Raw genomic sequence first — 22,048 nt, 5'->3', positions numbered from 1 at the left:
GACATTGCTTTGTTGGAAACAGTCAAGGCGTATATTGCACTGACTAAGCCAAGAATTATCGAGCTACTGCTCGTCGCGGCCATTCCCGCAATGCTTCAGGCTGATCGCGGTCGTGTTCACGTTGGACTGATTCTTCTCACCTTGTTCGGTGGTTGGCTGGGTGCCGCAGCTGCGCACACCTTCAACATGGTCATGGATTACGACATCGACCAGAAGATGCGCCGCACTCGCCGTCGCCCGCTCGCGCGCAACCAGGTTAGCCGTCGAGCGGCAGCGATTTTCGGCACTGTCTTGATGATTGCGTCGTTCCTATGGCTGTGGTTGCTGTGTAACTCGCTACTGGCCGCCGTTTTCATTCTGATTACGATTGCCTTCTACATCTTCGTCTACACGTTGTGGCTGAAGCGCCGTACTGATCAGAACGTAATCTGGGGTGGCGCTGCGGGGTGCATGCCGGTGATGGTCGGCTGGGCCGTAATCACTGACAACAACCCGGAGATTACGGGGCTGGCTCACTGGTGGCAGGCATTCATCCTGTTCCTGCTTATCTTCTTCTGGACTCCGCCGCACACCTGGGCATTGGGCCTGCGCTACAAGGAGGACTACAAGGCTGCTGGCGTGCCGATGATGCCAGTGGTCAAGCCGGCAATCGTCGTTTCCAAGCGCATTATTTACTACACCGCCGCGACCGTGATTACCACTCTGCTATTGGTTCCGTACGCGGGTTGGATCTATCTGCTTGGCGCCGTTGGCGCTGGTGCTTGGTTCCTGTGGGGCGCCATTGACCTGCACCGCCACGTTAAGACCGGCGGCAAGATTAAGTCGATGAAGCTGTTCTTCATGTCGAACAACTACTTGTCTATCGTCTGTGTGGCGCTTTCTCTCGATGCCGTACTCGGATTGCAGACAATTTCGAGCATGTTCTAGGGCAGTTGCTGAGCTCCTTTGAAGAGGCCCTTTCCGGTTGCGGGAAGGGTCTCTTTTTGTGTGTGGAGATGGGCACGGGCTGCAAATGTGAAACTGTGCGAGTTTATGACACTTTCAGGCCATTTTTCGCGCGATTTCTGTCATAAACATAGTCAGTAACTCGGATCGATAGGTGGGCAGACCGCCCCCTTGCACCGCCCGCGCAGCCCGCACCGCCCGCGCAGCCCGCTAGCCACTGGGAAACGCACATCCGAGCACACGGAGCCGAGCAGACAGCAGAACCGCCTAAACACGCACAACCAAAGCGCGTGTTTAGGCGGTTCAAGCAGGAATCAACAGCCGGTAACCACAGTGGTTAATACAGCCGCTGACCGGCAGCTAGCTACGCGGTAACCTCGACGTTCTTCTCCGAAGCAACAGTGGCGGCAGCCGCATCGCCTTCAAGCGAGCCAGTGACTTCTGCGCTCCCACCGACAGTGCGGTAACCGTGCTGGAAAAGTACTGCAGTCAAAGCGGTGCAGATACCAGATCCGGCAACGTGAACCGGCACCAATGCCTCCGGTACACCGGACCAATACTGAATCATTCCAACTACGCCCTGAGCCAAAATGAACACAACGAGTGCGATGGCAACCTTACGCACAGGTGCAAAGGCTTCCGAGGCCAGCAGACCGAAAATGAGGCCGATAACCAGGCCAAGGTAGAGGTACATAAAACCAGCGTGGATATGCGCCAGGTCAACAATCGGTAGCTGGAGGCGATCCTCCGGGAGCACCGAAGCATCTCCAGCGTGTGGTCCGGCACCGGTGACCATAGTTCCGGTAATCAGCGTCATCGTCAGGGCCAAGCCGGAGGCGGCAGCCAAATAGCGCAGATAGCGCGGGTACATGCGGGTAGCAGTGCCGTCGTCAGGCTCAGAAATCTTGACGAAAAGCATGCCAGCGAGCCAGACCAGAATCATCGAAGGCAGGAAGTGCAACGCTACGGCGTACCACTTCAGGTCAACCCAAACGGAGATACCGCCGATAACAGCCTGGACGATAACGCCGAGACCGTTGAGGAAGGCCAGCAACTTGATTTCCTGACGGCGACCGACACGCATAACCGAAAGAAAGAGCAGAAGTGTCAGAGCAACCAGCACAAAGGTGAGCAGCCGGTTGCCAAACTCAATAATCTGATGGAGCATTTCTGCTTCCCCCGCGACAGGAACGAAGCTGCCTGGGTGACATTCAGGCCACGAAGCACAACCGAGACCTGAACCAGTAACACGGACGATAGAACCGGTTACCGCAATTGCCGCCTGTGCAATCAAAACCAGCAGGGCATAGAGCTTCTGGCGCCCGATTGGTGTCAGCGGCAAAAACGATAGGGGCAAACTTCGATCTGCAGTATTCACATTAAGAAATTCTACCCATGCTGGCGGAAAATGGTAAAAGCGAAACCCCTGCGTTGGGCTGCGCTTTTCTATGCAGACTCCCCGATAGATTCCTAGTCATTCGGCATATCAAAACGGAACCAGCGGACCGCCAGTGCAGCGCCAAGGACACCCCACACGATCAGCACCCCGACAGCTGACCAATGGACGGACATGGCCAATGCCGCGGAGATCACGTCGGTAAGCGCGACGGACGGCAAGAGGTGCAGCAGTACAGAGCTGATGCCATCTAGCGACGGTGCGACGGCCACATAAGTAGTAGCACCAATAAGGAGGAACCAGATCAGGTTGGCGAGACCTAGGATTAGCTCGGCCCCCAACGTGCCGCCCATGAGCAAGCCCAATGAAGTAAAAACGAACGTTCCCAGAAGCATCCCCACATAAGCCAACAGCCAGCCGCCAATCGAGAGCTCTGCGCCAAGAGCGAGCCCCACGAGGCTGAACAGTATGTATTGCAACGTGACAGTAGTGCAGACCGACACAATCTTGCCTGCAATAATGCCCCACGGTGGCACGCCTGAGGCACCGATGCGCTTCAGGGCTCCGTAACGACGGTCAAAGCCCACGGCAATTGCCTGCCCCGTAAAACCTGCAGACATGACGGAAATCGCCAGCACCATGGGGAAGATGCGCTCGAGCGGATCATCGAGTTCCAACACAGGCACCATCACCAGTCCGATGAGCATCGCCAACGGGATAATGATGGTGAGGAGCATTTGCTCACCGTGCCGCCAGAAGAGCTTCGTCTCCAACCACGCCTGCGACATGACCAACGTCGCCATGTCCGAACGCTGCGGCTCCGGGGCGAAAGTGCCCTTAGCAAAGCGGGAGGCATCAGACCTCGGTGCGGTAGTCATTAGCTCCTCATCTCCGTTCCAGTGATCTGCAAGAAGACATCTTCAAGCGATTGCGTCGCCTTATTCAACGAGGTGATCAACACCTCTTGTCGCTCGCAACTCTGCGCCAATACAGTCAAGGCGCGCGGTGAAGCCTCACCAATCAGGGAGAACTCTCCACCGCCAGAAAGCTGCAGACGCTGCGAAAGACCAGACTCGCTAAAGCTGCGGTTGACCTCTTCGAAGTCAAGGCTGCCTCGAACGCTGACCTTCATAGCAGTGCTTGACGACGTCCCATGGAGCGCCGATGCGCCTGCGCTAGTGATTTCCTCGGTGGTGCCGGCCACAACTAAATGGCCTCGGTCGATAATCGCAACGTCGTCGGCAAGCGATTCAGCCTCGTCCATCAGATGCGTTGTCAGGACTACGGTGACTCCATCCCGGCGCAGCGACGAGATGAGATCCCAGACGGCTAGACGGGACTGGGCATCGAGGCCTGCTGTCGGCTCGTCGAGGAACACCAGCTCCGGACGTCCGACCAGGGCGCATGCGAGCGACAGTCGCTGCTGCTGACCACCCGAGAGCCTGCGGTAGTTCGTCTTACGATGGCGTTCTAGGCCTACGACTTCAAGGAGCCAATCAGTGTCCAGTGGATTTGCGGAGTAACTGGCAACGAGGTTCAGCATTTCGCCAACGCGAACACCGGGGTAGGCACCTCCGCCCTGGAGCATGATGCCAATGCGGCTGCGCAGTGCTGTGGTTTGAGTGACCGGGTCGAGATCGAGAATGCGAATTCGCCCTTCATCCGGCTTGATGAAGCCCTCACACATTTCAACGGTTGTGGTCTTACCAGCGCCGTTGGGGCCGAGAAGCGCAAGAACCCTACCTCGATCCAGGGAAAGCGAAAGGTCTGATACAGCCTCAACGTCATCGAATTTCTTCGTTACGTTCTCAAGGCGCAGAGCAGGAGAATTGGCAGCGTTATTCACGGTTAGTCAGTCTAATCTCACAGTTTTAATGAAGGCGAAATACCTTAGATCGCGTCGAGTACGCCAAGATGACGAGCATGACTGCGACGAAGAATACCAACGCCAGTAGGTAAATCTGAGCGACGGTGCCCGGAGGCAACCCCAGGCCGCGTGGTAGTACTACAAAACTGAAAATTGCCGAGTACAGAACCACGGCAATGCGAAATTGTACCCGGTTGGCCCAAGCGGACAGCGGCACGATGGCCCATAGCAGGTACCAGGGGTGCACGACGGGGAAGAGGATTACTAGAGCGAACATCGCCAGGCCGTAGCCGCCGAGCGGGTGAATGCGACCACGGAACGTCGCTAACAGCATGCGTAGGAGCCAGGCAGCCACTAGCGCTACACCAATGCCGCGGGTAAACAGCAAAGCACTGTCGCTGATATCGCCGAGCCCCAGGAGCCTCCCGAAGAAACCAGCGATGATCCCGAGCAGGGTAGTTAGCGACATCCAACTGCGCACCGTCGCGGCGCCACCTTGCGCGGTGATCCAACCAAAGCCCAGACCAGTTCCTAAGGAAACAACGACTGCCGTGACGACGGTTATTGCGCCCGTCACTACTGCGGAAAGAGCAACGGCCTTCCAGGTGCTGCCGAATTTTCTGGCCAGCCACATGCCGGCAAAGCCGAGCGCCACGAAACCGGTAACTTTAACCATTCCGGCGAGGCTGATGAGCACAATACCGCCTACATACAGCGCCCATGATCTTCCTCGGCTTTGGTTCTCGTGTCCGATTGGTCCGGGTTCTGGCAGCTCATCGGGCTCCATCGATTGCGCAGGACCGTGGATAGCGCGTAGACACAGTTCGAGGCCAACGAGCAGGAGTGCAAGCAGCAGGGCCTCGTTGTGGATACCCCCCACCAGGTGCAGCAATACCAGCGGATTGAGCGTGCCCAGCCATAGGGTGAACTGAGAGCTAACTCCGCAGCGGCGACCAAGCTGCACCAGCGCCCAGGACACCACGAGAAGCGAAACGATGGCGACGAGTCGGTGTAGAAAGACGGAAGCAATCACCCCGTCGCTGGTTATCTTGGCGATACCCCATGCCACTGCGAGGGCTGTGGGGCCGTACGGGCTCGGAGAGTGCGACCAAATCAATGGCACCGATCGGGCCAGTGGGTCGTTGGCTCCCAATAGGTCAACAGGTCCTGCGAGATAGGGATCCATACCCCGCTCCACAATTGCAGCCTGCGCCAAATAGGAGTAGATATCCTGCGTAAACAGGGGAGCGGTAAACACCAAGGGCAATACCCATGCCGCGTAGGTGCGTATGAGCATCGGAGTGGTCACCGCGGTGACGCGAGTCCGCGCACCGGCCAGAACGAACGCTCCGACACCCAACCAGGCTGTGACTAACATGCCAATCCCCACGAAGGTGACGATTGTCGTTGCCACCAACATTCGACCGAGGATCAGCCCGAGTGGTGTACCCCAAAACTCATTTCCAACCACCGGTGTCGCGCCTGCGCCAATCCCGGTGACCATAATAAAGATCGCCCCAAGAGTACCCAGCCAACGCAGCCAGGTGAAGCGTCGGAGTTCGCGGTAATTGATGCGGTGTTGGAGCGGCTGTTCTGAGCCTTGGTGGAGGGTTGCCGACCTGGAACCGGCCAGACCAATTTTCGGTATGGCGTCACGCACCCCGAGAGCATCGTCGAAGGTGGACGAGCGGCGCGGGGCGGGTCGGTTAGTTTTCACAAGGTCACATAGTAGACGATTCGACACGCCGAAAGGGCGTTCTAATCAGCGACGTTGCATTGATATTTAAATGCGTTGGACTTTATGCACCAATTACGACACAATTGTGTTGTCTAATACACCAGCGGCGCAAGTGGGATATTTGCCTCGCTGAGCCACCTAGACACCTTTTTATGATCCAGCAGTCCAATCGCAGGAGGTGACTCACCAGTCATGGCTGATCGGAAACCGACCGTCAATGACGGTGATACGCGCAAGCGCATTCTCCAATTACTTCTGGAACACAACCCGGCGTCCGCGACTTTTATCGCTGACACCCTGGGGCTATCCGCTGCAGGAGTCCGTCGCCACATCGACATTCTGGTGGACGAAGGTCTCGCCGAAACCGCTCCGGCACCCAGTACTGGCCCCCGAGGCCGAGGCAGGCCGGCAAAGTCCTACCGCCTGACAGACCGGGGCCGCGCTAGATTCGGACACGCTTACGACGATCTTGCTAGCGCAGCTCTAACCGCACTGCGCAAGGCCGGCGGTGAGCAGGCAGTTGCCCAGTTTGCCCGTCAGCGCATTGATGACATTCTGCTCGGCGTCACCCCTGTGGGGCAGGACGCAGAGAAGGAAGAGGTCGTAGAGGCCGTCGTCGATGCTTTCCGACGGGCCGGATACGCGGCAACTATCAACCAGAACACTGGCGGCGTGCAGATTTGCCAGCACCATTGCCCAATTAGTCACGTAGCCTCCGAGTTTCCGGAGCTCTGCGCGGCGGAGCATGAAGCCGTTAGTAAATTATTAGGGCAGCACACCCAACCGTTGGCGACTATCGCTGATGGAAACGGTATCTGCACCACAAATATCCCACTCACTCCCGTAACAAAGACACTTACTGAATTGCCACATGAAAGGAGCGGACAATGACCCTCGCCCATGAGAACTCCACCGACGTGGCTGAATCCACGAAGGCTGCCACTCCGCAGACTGACGAAGAGATTATTGAGTCTATTGGTGCCTACCAGTTCGGTTGGCACGACCCGGATACCGCTGGCGCTTCCGCGAAGCGCGGCCTATCTGAAGCGGTCGTTCGCGATATTTCGGCTAAGAAGAACGAGCCGGAGTGGATGCTTGAACGTCGCTTGAAGGCTTTGGAAATCTTCGACCGCAAGCCGCTGCCCACCTGGGGCGCGGATCTGTCGGGCATCGACTTCGACAACATTAAGTACTTCGTTCGCTCCACCGAGAAGCAGGCCCAGACCTGGGAAGACCTGCCGGAGGATATTAAGAACACCTACGACAAGCTCGGCATTCCGGAGGCTGAGAAGCAGCGCCTGGTCGCAGGTGTCGCCGCTCAGTACGAGTCTGAGGTTGTCTACCACCAGATTCGCGAGGATCTGGAGGCCCAGGGCGTTATCTTCCTGGACACCGACACCGCTCTCAAGGAGCACCCGGAGCTGTTTAAGGAGTACTTCGGCACCGTCATTCCGTCCGGTGACAACAAGTTCTCCGCTCTTAACACCGCAGTCTGGTCCGGCGGCTCCTTCATTTACGTGCCGAAGGGCGTCCACGTGGACATCCCGCTGCAGGCATACTTCCGTATCAACACGGAAAACATGGGACAGTTCGAGCGCACGCTCATTATTGTCGATGAAGATGCCTACGTGCACTACGTCGAGGGCTGTACCGCTCCGATTTACAAGTCCGACTCGCTGCACTCGGCTGTTGTGGAGATCATCGTGAAGAAGGGTGGCCGCTGCCGCTACACCACGATCCAGAACTGGTCGAACAACGTCTACAACCTGGTTACCAAGCGCACCAAGTGCGAAGAGGGCGCAACCATGGAGTGGATTGACGGCAACATCGGTTCCAAGGTCACCATGAAGTACCCGGCAGTGTGGATGACCGGTCCGCATGCCAAGGGCGAGGTGCTGTCCGTGGCTATGGCTGGCGAGGGCCAGTTCCAGGACACCGGCGCCAAGATGGTGCACATGGCTCCGCACACGAGCTCCAACATCGTGTCCAAGTCCGTGGCCCGCAACGGTGGCCGCGCTGCCTACCGCGGTCTGGTGCAGGTCAACAAGGGTGCCAAGCACTCGCACTCCAACGTCGAGTGTGACGCACTCCTGGTGGACACGATTTCACGTTCGGACACGTACCCATACGTGGATGTCCGCGAGGACGACGTCACCCTCGGCCACGAGGCAACGGTTTCCAAGGTCTCTGACGATCAGCTTTTCTACCTGATGAGTCGCGGCATCGAAGAAGAAGATGCAATGGCCATGGTCGTGCGCGGCTTTGTCGAGCCCATCGCCAAGGAGCTCCCGATGGAATACGCCCTCGAGCTCAACCGCCTCATTGAACTGCAGATGGAAGGTTCGGTCGGTTAATACCAATGACTACGACGATTAACAACGAAAACCAGGCTGCTCATAGCCGTCGCGTGCTGGCGAACAAGGGCGACGTTTTCTCATCCTTCAACGTGGAGGACTTCGCCGTGCCGCATGGCAAGGATGAAGAGTGGAAGTTCACGCCGCTGCGTAAGCTCCGCGGTCTCCACAACGGCACCGCAGCAGAGCCGGTTGCAGCCTCAATTTCGGTCGAGACTGCTGGTCAGGATGGCGTCGCTGTGGACGTCGTCAAGCGTGACGACGAGCGCCTTGGTCGCGCCGGCGCCCCAACGGACCGCGTGGCAGCACAGGCGTACTCCAACTTCGACGATGCGCACATCGTGACCTTCGCGAAGAACTCGGTGTCCAAGGAGCCTGTCGTCATCGACATCGATGGTCCGGGCGAGGACAAGGTGTCCTACGGCCACATTGTCATTGACGTGCAGTCCCATGCCGAGGCCGTCTGCGTCATTAACTACCGAGGCAGTGGCACGTTCGCGGACAACATCGAGTTCGTAATCGGCGACGGCGCCAAGCTGGGCGTCGTGACCATGGTGAACTGGAACGAAGATGCCGTTCATGGTTCGGCGCACCACGTTCGTGTCGGCCGGGATGCTACGCTGCGCCACACTGTCGCAACGTTTGGCGGCGAGGTTGTCCGTATCGTTCCGCGCGTTGCTTTCACGGCACCCGGCGGCGACGTCGATCTGCTGGGCGTGTACTTCGCCGATGCCGGTCAGTACTTTGAAAACCGCATGCTGGTCGACCACGCTGTGCCGAACTGCCGCTCCAACGTGATGTACAAGGGCGCGCTGCAGGGCGAGCCGAATGTCGCTCATCGTGAGGCCCGCACCGCGTGGGTGGGAGACGTGCTCATTCGTGCAGAAGCTACTGGCACCGACACCTACGAGCTCAACCGCAACCTGCTGCTCACCGAAGGCGCGCGTGCCGACGCAGTTCCGAACCTGGAGATTGAAACCGGTGAGATTGCCGGTGCTGGTCACGCTGCCACCGTCGGCCGCTTCGACGAGGAACAGCTCTTCTACCTGCTCTCGCGTGGTATTCCGGAGCTGGCCGCTCGCCGTCTGGTGGTTCGCGGCTTCTTCAGCGAGGTCATCAACCTGATTCCGGTCGAGTCCGTTCGCGAGAAGCTTGAAAAGCTCGTTGACGAAGAGCTCAACACCGCTGGCTTCTAACCGCTTATCTTCTTTCTCACCCTTTCCGTCCTGTCACCCCGGAAGTGCCGGGGGACAGGCCACTTACACCGATTAAAGGAAAAGATTTCACTATGAGCACTTTGGAAATCCGTAACCTCCACGCGCAGGTGCTGCCGACCGACGAGTCCGCCGAGCCCAAGGAGATTTTGAAGGGCGTCAACCTGACGATTAAATCCGGCGAAACCCACGCTGTGATGGGGCCGAACGGCTCTGGTAAGTCCACCCTGAGCTACACCATCGCAGGTCACCCGCGTTACGAAGTCACCGAGGGCGAGATTCTCCTCGACGGCGAAAACGTGCTGGAGATGAGCGTCGACGAGCGTGCTCGCGCTGGCCTCTTCCTGGCAATGCAGTACCCGGTCGAGGTCACCGGCGTGTCCATGTCCAACTTCCTGCGCTCTGCAGCGACCGCTGTCCGTGGCGAGGCACCGAAGCTGCGTCACTGGGTCAAGGAGGTCCGTGAGGCAATGGCTGACCTGGAGATCGATTCGTCGTTCTCCGAGCGCTCCGTCAACGAGGGCTTCTCCGGTGGCGAGAAGAAGCGTCACGAGATTCTGCAGCTCGACCTGCTGAAGCCGAAGTTCGCCATCCTGGACGAGACCGACTCCGGCCTGGACGTCGACGCTCTGCGCGTTGTCTCTGACGGCATTAACCGCTACCAGGACGAAAACGACGGCGGCATTCTGATCATTACTCACTACCAGCGCATCCTGAACTACGTGAAGCCGGACTTCGTCCACGTCTTCCACGATGGTCGCTTCATCACCTCCGGTGGCCCGGAGCTTGCAGACGAGCTGGAAGAGCACGGCTACGAGAAGTACATCAATGCCTAACGCCGAACTACTCACCCCATCACTCCGCGAGGACTTTCCGATTCTGTCGCGCACTGTCCGTGACGGAAAGCGGCTGGTCTACCTGGACTCCGGAGCGACCTCGCAGCGCCCCAAGCAAGTCATCGATGCTGAGGTGGAGTTCCTAACCCACCACAATGCACCGGTGCACCGCGGCGCTTACGAGATCGCTGAGGAGGCCACGGACGCCTACGAAGATGCCCGCGAAGCCATCGCTGGCTTCATCGGCGCCGACTATGACGAGCTAGTCTTCACCAAGAACGCCACCGAAGCGTTGAACACAGTGGCATTCGTGCTTGGCGACGACCGCGCAGGTCAGTACCAGGTCGGCGAAGGTGACGAGATTGTCGTCACCGAGCTGGAGCATCACGCGAACTTGGTGCCGTGGCAGGAGCTGGCTCGCCGCACCGGTGCGACACTTCGTTGGTATGGCGTGACTGAGGACGGCCGCATTGACGTGGACTCGCTGGAGCTCAGCGAGAAGACCAAGGTAGTGGCCTTTACCCACCAGTCAAACGTCACCGGTGCAGTCACCGATGTGAAGGAGATGGTGCGCCGTGCACGCGAGGTCGGTGCGCTGGTAGTCCTCGATGCCTGCCAGTCGGTGCCGCATATGCCTGTCGACGTCAAAGATCTCGATGTGGACTTCCTGGCGTTCTCCGGCCACAAGATGCTCGGCCCCAACGGGGTCGGCGCGCTCTACGGTCGCCGGGAACTGCTCGAGGCACTGCCGCCGTTCCTCACTGGTGGTTCGATGATTGAGGTCGTCACCATGGAGAAGACCACCTTCGCGGCGCCTCCGCAGCGCTTCGAGGCGGGTACCATGATGACTTCCCAGGTCGTCGGTCTGGGGGCTGCGGTGAAGTACCTGGATTCCATTGGTATGGATAAGGTGGCTGCTCATGAGCACCACCTGACCGCGCTCGCACTGGAGAAGCTGCAGGAAATTGACGGCGTGACCATCATCGGGCCGACTACTCCAGAACAGCGTGGCTCTGCAGTCTCCTTCAAGGTCGAGGGCATTCACCCGCACGATCTTGGCCAGGTTTTAGACGACCAGGGCGTGTGCATCCGCGTCGGTCACCATTGCGCGTGGCCAATTCACCAAATCCTCAACGCCCAGTCGACCGCCCGGGCATCCTTCTACATCTACAACACGGAAGAGGACGTTCAGGCGCTTGCCGACGCAGTGCGCCATGCACAGAAGTTCTTCGGTGTCACCCCGTAACTTTAAGAAAGGAGAAGGACATGAAGCTCGAGCAGATGTACCAGGAAGTTATCCTGGATCACTACAAGCATCCGCAGCATGCGGGTTTGCGGGAGCCTTTCAATACGGAAGTGCATCACGTCAACCCGTCGTGTGGCGATGAACTCACACTTCGCGTCACTCTGAACGACGACCTCACTGTCGTCAATGACGTCTCCTATGACGCCGTGGGCTGTTCTATCTCGCAAGCCTCTACCTCAGTTATGGCTGAGGAGATTGTCGGCAAGACTGTCGACGAGGCCATGGCCAAGCTTGCCGAGTTCGAGAAGATGGTCACCTCCCGAGGCAAGATTGAGGGCGATGAGGACCTTATCGGCGATGGGATTGCCTTCGCTGGTGTTTCTAAGTACCCCGCCCGCGTGAAGTGCGCTCTTCTCGGTTGGAAGGCTTTCCAGGCCGCGACCGCTGAGGCTCTGGCCAACGCCGCTGAAGGCAACGGCGTTGGTACCGCGACTGTAACCGTTACCGATGACGAGGAAGGCCATCGCCATGACTGAACCAATCGCTAATGACGCCACCTCGCCCGCACAGCCTGATGCTGTCGACGAGGACACCATGACTACTGGTGCTCCCATTGATGAGGGGGATGCGTACGAGTCCATCACCGTCCCGCCGGCACCGGAGCAGACCGAAGCCGATAACAAGCTGGCTATCCAGGTTGAAGAGGCAATGTACGAGGTTGTTGACCCGGAACTCGGAGTCAACGTCGTGGACCTGGGCCTGGTATATGACATCTGGATTGAAGAAGGCGACATTGCCGCTATCTTCATGACACTCACGTCCCCGGCCTGCCCGCTGACCGATATGCTCACCGACCAGACTGCCTCCGAGGTTATGAAGGTCGAGGGTATCCGCGACTTCCGCCTCAACTGGGTCTGGTCCCCGGCATGGGGCCCACACATGATTACCGAGGAAGGCCGCGAGCAAATGCGCGCTCTCGGCTTCTCGGTCTAGATGATCAGTGACAGCGGTGATTAGAGAACCGCTACGTTAAAAGTGCTTAGCGACGAGCTCCTGGCTCGTTCAGCTAGGCTCTTTTTCGTTTGCCTTGAGTTACTGACTACGTTTATGGCCGGCGGCGGGTCGATGCGAGTTACTGACTGCATTTATGTCAAAAATGGCTCAAAAAATGGCCTGAAAGCGTCATAAACTTGCACAGTTTCACATCTGCAGCCCGTATTCACACGAGCATCCCCGCAATTTTTTCAAGCTGTCCGACTCGGAGTTAAAAACGACCCCACCTGGCACTGAAAAGTGCCAGGCGGGGTCGCTATTGTCTTCGACTGCTAATCCAAGTTGTGAGAGTTAGATGCGAGATGCATAGCTACTCGCATCTATTCACAGCTCTTCGCAGCTATTCGCGAGTCATGTCTGCGGTGGCCGGGTCAACGAGCTTGGAGCCCGTGACCTTCTTATGGATGAACCACAGCAGGACGAATACCGGAATGCCCAGGTACGGAGTGAGGATAGCGAAGATATTTTCGCCGGTGCGGATCGGATCGAGTGCCTGTCCGGCCACCACAAAGAAGCACATAATTAGTGCCAAAACGGCACCGGCGGGGAAAAAGTTTGCCTGGTAGGGAAGAGAATCCAACGGGATGTTCTGGGCCTTCAGACACTTGCGGAAGCGGTAGTGGCTGAAAGAGATACCAAACCAGGTGATAAAGCCCGCGAGCGCAGAAAGTGTCAGCAAGAAGGTATACGCCACACCATCGCCTACCAATGAGGTAATGAAGCCAGCCATACCGATGAGCGCGGTGGCAATCAGCGCGCGCAGCGGAACGCCGTGCCCGGAGAGCTTACCGAAGTAGCGCGGAGCGTGTCCCTGGCGAGCCAGGGAGAACAGCATACGCGTGGACACATACATACCGGAGTTACCTGCGGATAGCACCGAGGTCAGAATGACAGCGTTCATCAGGCCAGCGGCAATTGCGATACCTGCGCGCTCGAAGACCAGAGTGAACGGTGAAATAGAAATGTTGTCCTCGGCGGCGTTCAGAAGATTGGGGTCCGTGTATGCAATAAGGAAACCGATGACAGCGATGGCACCGATGTAGAACAGCAAAATGCGCCAGAAGATAGTTCGAATCGCGCGGGGGATTGTGCGCTCAGGATCCTCGGCCTCACCTGCTGCTACACCAACCATCTCGGTGCCTTGGAAGGAATAGCCGGCTACGACGAAAACAGCCAGTAGGCCCATTCCACCATTTACGAACGGGGCGTCGCCCGTGGTCCAGTTTTCAAAGCCGGGGGAGGACCCGCCCAGAATGCCGAAAATCATGCCGACACCAAGAACGAGGAAGACGATAACAGTGATGACCTTGATGGTCGCAAACCAGAACTCGCCTTCGCCGAATGCGCGTGCGGACAGGGCATTCAGCCCGAATAGAATCGCGAGGAAGAGCGCGGACCAGACGATTGAAGGCACATCCGGGAACCAATAGCGCATCACCAGTGCAGCAGCGACGAGCTCTGCGGCCACAGTAATCGCCCAATTAAACCAGTAGTTCCAGCCCATGGCAAAGCCGAAGGATTCTGAGACGTATCGGCGACCGTACTCCTGGAAGGAACCGGGCACCGGCAGGTAAGCGGCCATCTCGCCGAGAGACTGCATAACCAGCCACACCATGATGCCGATAAGAGCGTAAGCGATAAGCGCACCGCCTGGACCGGCCTGCGAAATGGTCGCACCGGAGGCAACAAACAGGCCCGTACCAATGGCACCACCAATGGCAATCATGTTCAGGTGGCGAGCTCTCAGCCTGCGCTGAAGCTTATGGTTTTGTGAGGAAGTCTCCTCAGATTGCGTCGAAGTCATTCATTTATCATAAGCGTTTGTACTCCGGTGAATGCAAAAACCACACGGCTTTAATTGTTGGTATCACCCCACAAATCGGCTGATGTATATGCTCCCGGTCAACGAGTTCTCCATCTCCCAGGTCCCCGCACAAACCCTGCGATGAGCTTTCCGCACGTACGCGGACTCATTTTCAGCAAAGGCACGGCCACTTTCGCCATAGCGCGAAGCGTCGTCAGTGGGGATGTCCCTATCAAATAGGCAAACACGTCCTTTTCCGGCAACGAAAAGAACGCCCGAAAAAACGCACCCGTCTGTCGTGCATCGAACCCCAGCAGCGCCGCGAGTCCACGTTCGCGTAGCCATCGCTGCAATCGCATGCTTAACGACGTCCCCAGCGTCCGGCTTCCCTTCTTTTCCATATCGGCCAAGAAGCGGTCGACATCTTCGATAACCGAACCCACCGAGTAACCAGTGGCAGGATGCATCCAACCACCAGCAAAGCCGAAGAGAGTGCCCATGGATGGTCCACTGTGCGTGAAGTTACCGCGGCGAGAGGGAAAGTTTGCCAGTAGGGGAAAGGACACCACTTCTTCATCGATGGCCAGATCTTCCGAAAGCCCCAGGGACTTCAACCGTGCACTTTGGCGTCTACGCAACAGCGCTAAAAGTGCGGAGTCATCGGCCTCACCGCCGATCCGGACTGCAGCACCGGCTTCGCCACGATACCCGTCAACCATAGGAGTCGGAGTAGCGAGAATGGTCTCTTCAATGAGGAAGGTCCTGTCATCCAAGAAAATGCGATAGGAGAAACTAGCCGGCTCTGCCGCTGGGTCAACCGGTTCAGCCGGAGTGAAGTCCATGAGGACTGCGCGGCGGTGGGCGCTGGGGACGTCGTCAAGCGAAAAGATGTGCCCGATGGCGAGCTGCCGTACCTGCCCACCTCGCCCGACTGCGGCGTGCGTGCGCCCGGTGGTGACAATTGTGATGTCAGTACCCGTGGTTTCGGAATCGGTGAGTGCGCGGCGTTCGATGTGGAAACCGCCAAGTTCTTGCAGGCAGTCCTTGTTAACAACGCCGTAGTTGCGGGCGAGCTGACGTTCGGTGCCGTCGGCAAGAATGACGCTGGGTTGAAAGGTGGCGGCGAGGAAGTCGCTGGGCAACCAGTCGGGGAGTTGGTCGCACCAGAGACCAATCGTCGAGGGCAGTGTGCCACCGGCTGGGTCATAAGCGGTGACATCCCAGCCGCGAGCGGATGCACGGTGGGCGGCGATTCTTCCGGCGGGCCCGAGGCCGACGACGGAGGCGGTCACGGGAAATGAAGTCATAACTGGTAGGCTACTCGTTCGTGATTGTGACCCATGACCTTGAAGTCCGAGTCGGCGCCCGTACCCTGCTCACTGCGCCGGGTGAGCAGCTGCGCGTCCAGCCGGGAGACCGGATTGGACTCGTCGGGCGAAATGGTGCTGGCAAAACGACGACTATGCGTATTCTCTCCGGTGAAACTGAGCCCTACGGTGGCTCAGTAGTGCGCTCTGGCTCGATTGGTTACCTGCCACAGGACTCGCGCGAGGGCAACATCGACATCTCCGCCCGCGACCGTGTGCTGTCGGCGCGAGGTCTTGACCAAATCCGCCGCAGCATGGATCGCCAGCAGGAGATCATGGAGACCGCGACCACTGACACCAAGCGCGATGCGGCGATTAGGAAGTTTTCGCGTCTCGAGGAGCGCTACCACGATCTCGGCGGCTACGAGGCGAACGCCGAGGCAGCCCGCATTTGCGACGCGCTGGGGTTGCCGGAGCGCGTACTCGACCAGCCGCTGAAGACGCTTTCGGGTGGTCAGCGCCGCCGCGTCGAGCTTGCGCAGATTCTCTTCGCCGCTACCGAAGGCTCGGGCAAGTCCGCCACGACGCTGCTTCTCGACGAGCCGACGAACCACCTCGATGCGGATTCGATTACCTGGCTGCGCGAATTCCTCAGTAAGCATGAGGGCGGCTTGATTATGATTTCGCACGATGTTGAGCTGCTCGAGGCCGTATGTAACAAAGTCTGGTTCCTCGATGCGGTGCGCGCCGAAGCTGATGTGTACAACATGGGCTGGAAGAACTACCTGTCGGCACGCGCGACCGATGAGGCTCGACGTCGCCGTGAATTCGCTAACGCGGAGAAGAAGGCCAGCGCACTGCGCAAGCAGGCCGAGAAGCTAGGTGCGAAGGCGACGAAGGCCCGTGCGGCCAAGCAGATGGTGGCTCGTGCTGAGCGCATGATGGACAGTCTCGACGAGGTCCGCGTCGAGGATAAGGTCGCTCATATTTCCTTCCCAGAACCGGCGCCCTGTGGCAAGACTCCGCTCAACGCCACGGGACTGACCAAGATGTATGGTTCGTTGGAAGTCTTCGCCGGTGTGGATCTTGCGATTGACAAGGGGTCCCGCGTGGTTGTCCTCGGCTTCAATGGCGCTGGTAAGACGACGCTGCTGAAGCTACTCGCCGGTGTGGAGCGCACCGATGGCGAAGGCGGCATTGTCTCCGGCCACGGCCTGCGCATCGGCTATTTCGCCCAGGAGCATGACACGATTGACCCGGACAAGACTGTCTGGGAAAACACGGTCTACGCCTGCCCTGACGTCAACGAGCCGGAACTGCGGAGCCTGCTCGGTGCCTTTATGTTCTCCGGCGACAAGCTGCAGCAGCCAGCGGGAACCCTCTCCGGTGGTGAGAAGACACGTCTGGCGCTGGCGACGCTGGTTAGCTCCCGCGCAAACGTCCTGCTTCTCGACGAGCCCACTAACAACCTCGACCCGCAGTCCCGCGAACAGGTTCTCGATGCACTTCGCACTTACACCGGGGCCGTCGTTCTGGTTACCCACGATCCAGGTGCGGTCAAGGCGCTAGAGCCCGAGCGCGTCATCGTGCTTCCCGACGGCACCGAAGACCTCTGGAGCGACGACTACATGGAAATCGTCGAGCTGGCTTAAGACGGATCCATTGGCCCTGGCAGGTAACCGTCCTGCTGAGCGAGCCTATACATCTCCGACTTGTTAAGGCTGTTCTCGGCCCGGCCAGCAGCCGCATACTTGGCTCGAATACGACCCAAGTAGTCCAACACGGTGTTCGGTGTCAGCCCTGTCATCGACGCGACTCGCTTCGTCGACTCACCGGAGGCGTAAAGCTCCAGTACCTCACGCTGGCGTTCTGACAGATCGACAGAGTCGAGCAGGGGATCAGAGTCAACTACCGATGCCCATTCTGTAGTCAGCGCGCCCTTGCCAAGTGCCGCCAGCCGTACTGCAGACACGATTGTCTCCGGGGTTTCCGATTTTTGCACAACCCCCATCACTCCGGTACGCACTGCCTTTCGGACAAGGTATGGGCTTTCAGCTGACGAAAGGATGAGCACGTGATCGGTAACCAATTCCAGCGACAGAACGTTCTGCGCTGGATCTGAATTATCCGCCAGCCGTAGATCCAGCACGACCACATCCAGGCGGTCATCGGTGCCCACATCGGCCAGTAGCTCCGGCACAGTTTGATAACAGCCGACGAGCTCAAAGTCTGGCTCTGCAGAAAGCAGGGTTTCGAGCCCCTGCAGAGTCAAGGCATGATCATCAATCGCAGCAACGCGAAGCAAACGATCCGACTGCACGCTGTAATCTCCGATGTTGTCGGAGTCAATTGCAGCCGAGACGTCGATGGAAGCATTGCTCATTCCCGCAATATTCTCCCTAGTCACGTGACATCACTATCCTCTCACCGGCTTCATCAAACCTTTGCACTCCATTGTCATCAGAAATAGATGCAAATGCACGTCTGCCCGGGGGCAATAGGCGAATTGTTACCGATCCTTCTTCGGCGTTATCGATTGCTTCGAGGAAGTTCGGCATCAACTTGGCCACCGCGGAATCGTCGTCGACAAGCGGAATACGGCGCACATCGGTGCTATCGGAAACGGCCTGCGTGTGATTGCGGTCATCGAGGAGCCGGACATGAACACCTCTTGCGCGGGCGTCCCAAACAGCTTGGTGAAGGGACCCAACATTTAGATGCGGCGAACGTAGGACGTCTCGGAGAAGCTGCTCTGTAAGCCGCGCACGCAACTGCAGTCGCGGGGTCGGTTCTTCCAAAACTGCAGCGGCGCTAAAAATGGGGCCGACCCGGCGCTGCAGCCATTCGTAGTTACTCTGGCTGCTAATTTCGTACTCTTTGGCGGCCCCGGCAGCGTACAGCGCACGATTATAATCCTGAATAGACTGCGGAACGGTGCGCATAAAAAAGCGGACCATGATGGACGTCAAAATTCCCGCGACCAACATCACGGAGCGAACTAACAGGTCAACTCCAGAGATACTGATGTGGGTCGTATCCGAGGGGGCAAAGGGGAAGAACTTGAGAAGCTCCACCATGATCGCGCCACCGAGCACTGAATTCAGCGCAACCCAGGGGCGGCCGCGGATGGCGAGCAATGCAGATGCAAAAGAAATTAAGCTAAAGTGCCAGAAATACGACCATTCCAAATTATTTGGAATGGGCTGGTAGAGCCCCACCACAGCTAATACAACGATCGCGACACCAGTTACGATTGCACGGGCTAACGGCAATTGTGAATGGCGGCCATACATAATCAGCCCGAGAAGGCCGATCGCTAATGCCAGACTGATTTGCCCGGCCACGGTAAATAATTGTCCATTACTGACTAGAACCATGAACAACACGCCGACGATCGCGCCGTAGAACTGCCAGGAAAAAACAATTGACATTCCCATGAGGTCATACAGCGATGTCGTGTGAGCGGAGGAATCGACTACATCTTCCTCTTCCACAGGAGAGGTATTACCGTGCCATTTGAGAATAACCTGAGTACCTTTCCCAGGCTTTGAATTAACGAGAGCATCTCCACCGCGAAGGGCCTCCATTCGCCCTTTAACGCTCAACCGGATACCTGCACGATGCGGGTCAATTCCCTCGGGGTCGAACCCGGTGCCATCGTCACGAAAATCAATGGACACCTCTCCCGAGGCAACACGAATGTGGCATTTCTTTTCCGCTGCGGCACCTGCGTGACGCTTGGCATTATTTGCCACCTCGGTTGCGGCTAATAGGAACGTGTTAGCAACTTCTCCTGGCAGCCGAACTGGACCGCCTTCTTCGCTGGTGTCTAGCGTTACCGAAATGTCGGGGCTCACCGACATCAATTGCGCCCGTACAGCCTCAGCAAAAGTTCTACCGCTTACTGTTTGCCGAGGCGAGAAAAACAGCCCAGTCTGCTCGTCTAGCGAGAAGTCAATCTTAGAGCCCTTACCAATTGCAGACAATGCGGCCAATACATAGTCATGGACATAGGCGTTGAAGCTGCTCATCGCCTCGCCGCGGACACGCATGCGCTCCGCTCTCTCATTCACCTTTCGAGAGTTCTCGTAGGTGAAGTCAATAAGCCTTGCGACGGGTTGTGCAGAGCCCGCAATAATCACAAATGGAAAAGTGTTGATGAGATTGAATCCGACATCCGACAACATGTCGAGCCAAAAAGTGTGTCCCAGCAACCACGAATTAATGACCGCAATAAGTCCGGGAACAAATACCATCACGGACAAACTGATGTGGAGTGGCACTGTCAGAGCAAATGCAGCGAGGGCTAAACCTGAAAATGGGCTATACCAGAGCGCATTTCCAACGACGTTATGAGGGAGATCCCAATAGGTTGAAACCAACATCAGGAAAACCAACATGATGTACATCGGCACACGCAGTGCGGTAATAAGGCCTCGCCGCGTATTATTAATCACAGCCCAAATCAGCAACATATCGCTGAGAATGAATATGAGCAGTGATGCAAAAGGGAACCAGTGGCTCAGAAAGTTTTCAAAGGGGACAGAACGAACAGCCGATTCAACCTGCCACAAAAAGCCGGTGACGGCAATAATAATCGCGCCGGATCGCAGCACAGACATTTCAATTGATGGTGACTGTCCGGCAAGTGCCGAATCGGGATTCCACCTCTCCATGCGACAATCACATTCCTTTTGCTTATTGCCACTAGATAAAACTAATTAGTCTCTACATGCGGTATGAAGCCGAGCGGAATTCTGAAGAATACGCCCACTTCGAGCAACATCCAACTGTCGCGCGGCCGACACCGCTTTAAGATCTGTTCCTGGTAAATAGTAGCCCTCATTTGCGTAAATCTGGAGACGCTGGGCAAACGTGTTGGCATCTAATTCCGGGTGAAACTGCGTCGCATATGCATTGCGGCCCAACCGAAACATCTGTACGGGGCAGTCCTTTCCAGTTGCCAACAACGTAGCGTCGCCAGGCAGTTCTTCGATGGCCTCCTTGTGGCCGACGATGGCGTGAAAGTGGGCCGGTAAACCATCAAGAATTGGATCTGATTCGCCATCTGGAGTTGCAGCTACTTCGATTACAGCTGCCTGCTCCCCGTGCTTGCGGGAGACACGGCCATGGCCAGCAGTACCGAGCAGGCCGACGCCATAACAAGCTCCGAAGAAGGGGAAGTCTCGTTCGAGCACTTCTGCCAACAAATCCTCGAACCAGGTCTCGACTTCCTTCTGTAGATAGCTCTTATCGTCATCAGAGGCGTTAAAGGGTCCTCCGCCAACGATTACGCCCGAGTAGTTATCTAGATTCAGATTCCCCGGACGAGACTGTTCCAGGCGAATTTGATGCAACTTTGCCGGCGCCAATGCACACCTCCTGGCAAATGAGAGATGTTCAGCGTGAGCTGCGGCATCTTCGCCGCGTGTGGAAAGCAAGAGGAAGGGCTTGGCGGAGGTAGACATTTGCGGGAACAAATTTCGTGAAAAAGGGAGCTAGAGGGGGACGGAGACTACTGCACCACTAGCAGGCTCGGATTGGCTGCATGCGTACATACGTGCATAAATCGGGGGATGATTGACGAGACGGCCTGGAGGTCCACATCAGATACCTTTAGTCGAATCGCGTCGACTTCCAACGGGTCAAAGTAACCGACGTCGGTGTAGAAAGACATTCTGCGGAGCAGTCCGTTAGCATTCATCTCCGGATGAAATTGGGTAACCCAGTTATTCGATCCGATCGAGTACATCTGCACCGGACAGGTTGGACCTGTGGCAAGCAAAGTTGCGTGATTGGGAAGTTCCGCAACGGATTCCTTGTGGCCAGTCAACGCATAAAAAACCGGAGGCAACACCGAAGCTATTGGATCTTGAGTGGCGGCTTCGGTGAGCTCTACCCGGGTAGAACCCGCTACTTCGCCGTGGCGCAGGTTAACCAAACCACCCGAAGTAAAGGCTGTGTAGCTAGCGCCGTAGCAGATAAGCAGTGCGGGGACAGGACTCCTAAGTACGTCGTAAAGCACATCGTGCGAATACTTCTGCAAACCCGAATGCTCAAGGTCGGTGATGTTAAATGGGCTGCCTCCGACAAATACGCCGTCATAGGAGGTCAGGTCGGGCAACTTAGCGCCGACAGCGTCGATGGTAAACAGATCCAACTGGCTGGGCTCAAGCCCGGTGGAATCCAGAAAGTCCTGGTACTCGGCTTGCCCCGCACCATCTGCGGGGCGGAGCGCCACCAACAAAAACTTACCCACACTCATAAATAGACAGCTTAGTCCATATT

General features: G+C 57.4%; 19 protein-coding genes. 9 read left to right on the top strand and 10 right to left on the bottom strand.

Going from position 1 to position 22,048, the window contains the following annotated elements:
- Positions 1–12: 12 nt before the first annotated feature.
- Positions 13–927 carry a heme o synthase gene (locus HMPREF2787_RS05470; protein WP_210401196.1) on the top strand — a complete coding sequence of 305 codons (915 nt, stop codon included), beginning with the start codon at positions 13–15 and terminating at the stop codon, positions 925–927.
- Between the two features lie 382 nt (positions 928–1,309).
- On the opposite strand, the gene HMPREF2787_RS05465 is transcribed toward HMPREF2787_RS05470, so the two are convergent.
- The 4 genes from HMPREF2787_RS05465 to mptB form a co-directional block, all read right to left on the bottom strand.
- Positions 1,310–2,323: a COX15/CtaA family protein gene (locus tag HMPREF2787_RS05465; RefSeq protein WP_016422745.1), complete on the bottom strand. Its 1,014-nt coding sequence runs from the start codon at positions 2,321–2,323 to the stop codon at positions 1,310–1,312.
- Positions 2,324–2,415: 92 nt separating this feature from the next.
- Positions 2,416–3,219, bottom strand: coding sequence for an ABC transporter permease (locus HMPREF2787_RS05460; protein ID WP_070856741.1), 804 nt, complete (start codon positions 3,217–3,219; stop codon positions 2,416–2,418).
- Entirely contained in the window at positions 3,219–4,187 is a 969-nt protein-coding gene (locus HMPREF2787_RS05455; protein ID WP_049170623.1) for an ABC transporter ATP-binding protein, read from the bottom strand. The genes HMPREF2787_RS05460 and HMPREF2787_RS05455 overlap by 1 nt, the downstream gene beginning before the upstream one ends.
- Positions 4,188–4,212: 25 nt before the next feature.
- A complete protein-coding gene (gene mptB / locus HMPREF2787_RS05450) occupies positions 4,213–5,952 on the bottom strand; it encodes a polyprenol phosphomannose-dependent alpha 1,6 mannosyltransferase MptB (protein WP_070858601.1) in 1,740 nt (579 codons plus the stop codon).
- 186 nt (positions 5,953–6,138) lie between these two features.
- On the opposite strand from mptB, the gene HMPREF2787_RS05445 reads away from it, so the two are divergent.
- The 7 genes from HMPREF2787_RS05445 to HMPREF2787_RS05415 all read left to right on the top strand — a co-directional run bounded on the left by HMPREF2787_RS05445 (position 6,139) and on the right by HMPREF2787_RS05415 (position 12,589).
- Positions 6,139–6,837, top strand: coding sequence for a helix-turn-helix transcriptional regulator (locus HMPREF2787_RS05445; RefSeq protein WP_038625383.1), 699 nt, complete (start codon positions 6,139–6,141; stop codon positions 6,835–6,837).
- Positions 6,834–8,300, top strand: a complete 1,467-nt coding sequence (gene sufB, locus HMPREF2787_RS05440) for a Fe-S cluster assembly protein SufB (protein WP_016422750.1) — start codon at positions 6,834–6,836, stop codon at positions 8,298–8,300. Before HMPREF2787_RS05445 ends, sufB begins: the two co-directional genes overlap by 4 nt.
- Before the next feature lie 5 nt (positions 8,301–8,305).
- Positions 8,306–9,496: a Fe-S cluster assembly protein SufD gene (gene sufD, locus HMPREF2787_RS05435; RefSeq protein ID WP_016422751.1), complete on the top strand. Its 1,191-nt coding sequence runs from the start codon at positions 8,306–8,308 to the stop codon at positions 9,494–9,496.
- Between the two features lie 92 nt (positions 9,497–9,588).
- The gene (gene sufC / locus HMPREF2787_RS05430) at positions 9,589–10,350 is read left to right on the top strand and encodes a Fe-S cluster assembly ATPase SufC (protein ID WP_049190726.1); all 762 of its coding nucleotides are present in this window, start codon (positions 9,589–9,591) and stop codon (positions 10,348–10,350) included.
- On the top strand, positions 10,343–11,596 hold the full coding sequence (locus HMPREF2787_RS05425; protein WP_049190724.1) for a cysteine desulfurase: 1,254 nt from the start codon (positions 10,343–10,345) through the stop codon (positions 11,594–11,596). The genes sufC and HMPREF2787_RS05425 overlap by 8 nt, the downstream gene beginning before the upstream one ends.
- A 20-nt stretch (positions 11,597–11,616) precedes the next feature.
- Positions 11,617–12,132: a Fe-S cluster assembly sulfur transfer protein SufU gene (gene sufU / locus HMPREF2787_RS05420; RefSeq protein ID WP_070567113.1), complete on the top strand. Its 516-nt coding sequence runs from the start codon at positions 11,617–11,619 to the stop codon at positions 12,130–12,132.
- On the top strand, positions 12,125–12,589 hold the full coding sequence (locus tag HMPREF2787_RS05415) for a metal-sulfur cluster assembly factor (protein WP_070858600.1): 465 nt from the start codon (positions 12,125–12,127) through the stop codon (positions 12,587–12,589). Before sufU ends, HMPREF2787_RS05415 begins: the two co-directional genes overlap by 8 nt.
- A 400-nt stretch (positions 12,590–12,989) precedes the next feature.
- Here HMPREF2787_RS05415 and HMPREF2787_RS05410 read toward each other — a convergent pair whose 3' ends face one another.
- Both HMPREF2787_RS05410 and HMPREF2787_RS05405 read right to left on the bottom strand, forming a co-directional pair.
- On the bottom strand, positions 12,990–14,453 hold the full coding sequence (locus HMPREF2787_RS05410; RefSeq protein ID WP_070858599.1) for an amino acid permease: 1,464 nt from the start codon (positions 14,451–14,453) through the stop codon (positions 12,990–12,992).
- 98 nt (positions 14,454–14,551) lie between these two features.
- Positions 14,552–15,760, bottom strand: coding sequence for a lycopene cyclase family protein (locus HMPREF2787_RS05405; RefSeq protein WP_049190721.1), 1,209 nt, complete (start codon positions 15,758–15,760; stop codon positions 14,552–14,554).
- Positions 15,761–15,780: 20 nt separating this feature from the next.
- On the opposite strand from HMPREF2787_RS05405, the gene HMPREF2787_RS05400 reads away from it, so the two are divergent.
- Positions 15,781–17,412 (top strand): ABC-F family ATP-binding cassette domain-containing protein, encoded by a 1,632-nt coding sequence (locus HMPREF2787_RS05400; protein ID WP_038625400.1) that lies wholly within the window; start codon positions 15,781–15,783, stop codon positions 17,410–17,412.
- Here the strand turns inward: HMPREF2787_RS05400 and HMPREF2787_RS05395 are convergent.
- Genes HMPREF2787_RS05395 through HMPREF2787_RS05380 form a run of 4 tightly spaced genes read right to left on the bottom strand, consistent with a single transcriptional unit; the run spans position 17,409 to position 22,025 of the window.
- Entirely contained in the window at positions 17,409–18,167 is a 759-nt protein-coding gene (locus HMPREF2787_RS05395) for a response regulator transcription factor (RefSeq protein ID WP_224433497.1), read from the bottom strand. The genes HMPREF2787_RS05400 and HMPREF2787_RS05395 overlap by 4 nt on opposite strands.
- Complete coding sequence (locus HMPREF2787_RS05390; RefSeq protein ID WP_070858598.1) at positions 18,160–20,436, bottom strand: sensor histidine kinase; 2,277 nt, start codon at positions 20,434–20,436, stop codon at positions 18,160–18,162. The genes HMPREF2787_RS05395 and HMPREF2787_RS05390 overlap by 8 nt, the downstream gene beginning before the upstream one ends.
- Before the next feature lie 45 nt (positions 20,437–20,481).
- Positions 20,482–21,228, bottom strand: a complete 747-nt coding sequence (locus tag HMPREF2787_RS05385) for a glutamine amidotransferase (RefSeq protein ID WP_083326666.1) — start codon at positions 21,226–21,228, stop codon at positions 20,482–20,484.
- A 47-nt stretch (positions 21,229–21,275) separates the two neighbouring features.
- Positions 21,276–22,025: a glutamine amidotransferase-related protein gene (locus HMPREF2787_RS05380; RefSeq protein WP_016422762.1), complete on the bottom strand. Its 750-nt coding sequence runs from the start codon at positions 22,023–22,025 to the stop codon at positions 21,276–21,278.
- Positions 22,026–22,048 lie beyond the last annotated feature (23 nt).

Source organism: Corynebacterium sp. HMSC061H03 (genome assembly GCF_001838215.1).
GTDB lineage: Bacteria > Actinomycetota > Actinomycetes > Mycobacteriales > Mycobacteriaceae > Corynebacterium > Corynebacterium jeikeium_D.
Note: the sequence above shows the minus strand (reverse complement) of the source record. Positions and strands in the feature narration are given on the sequence as shown.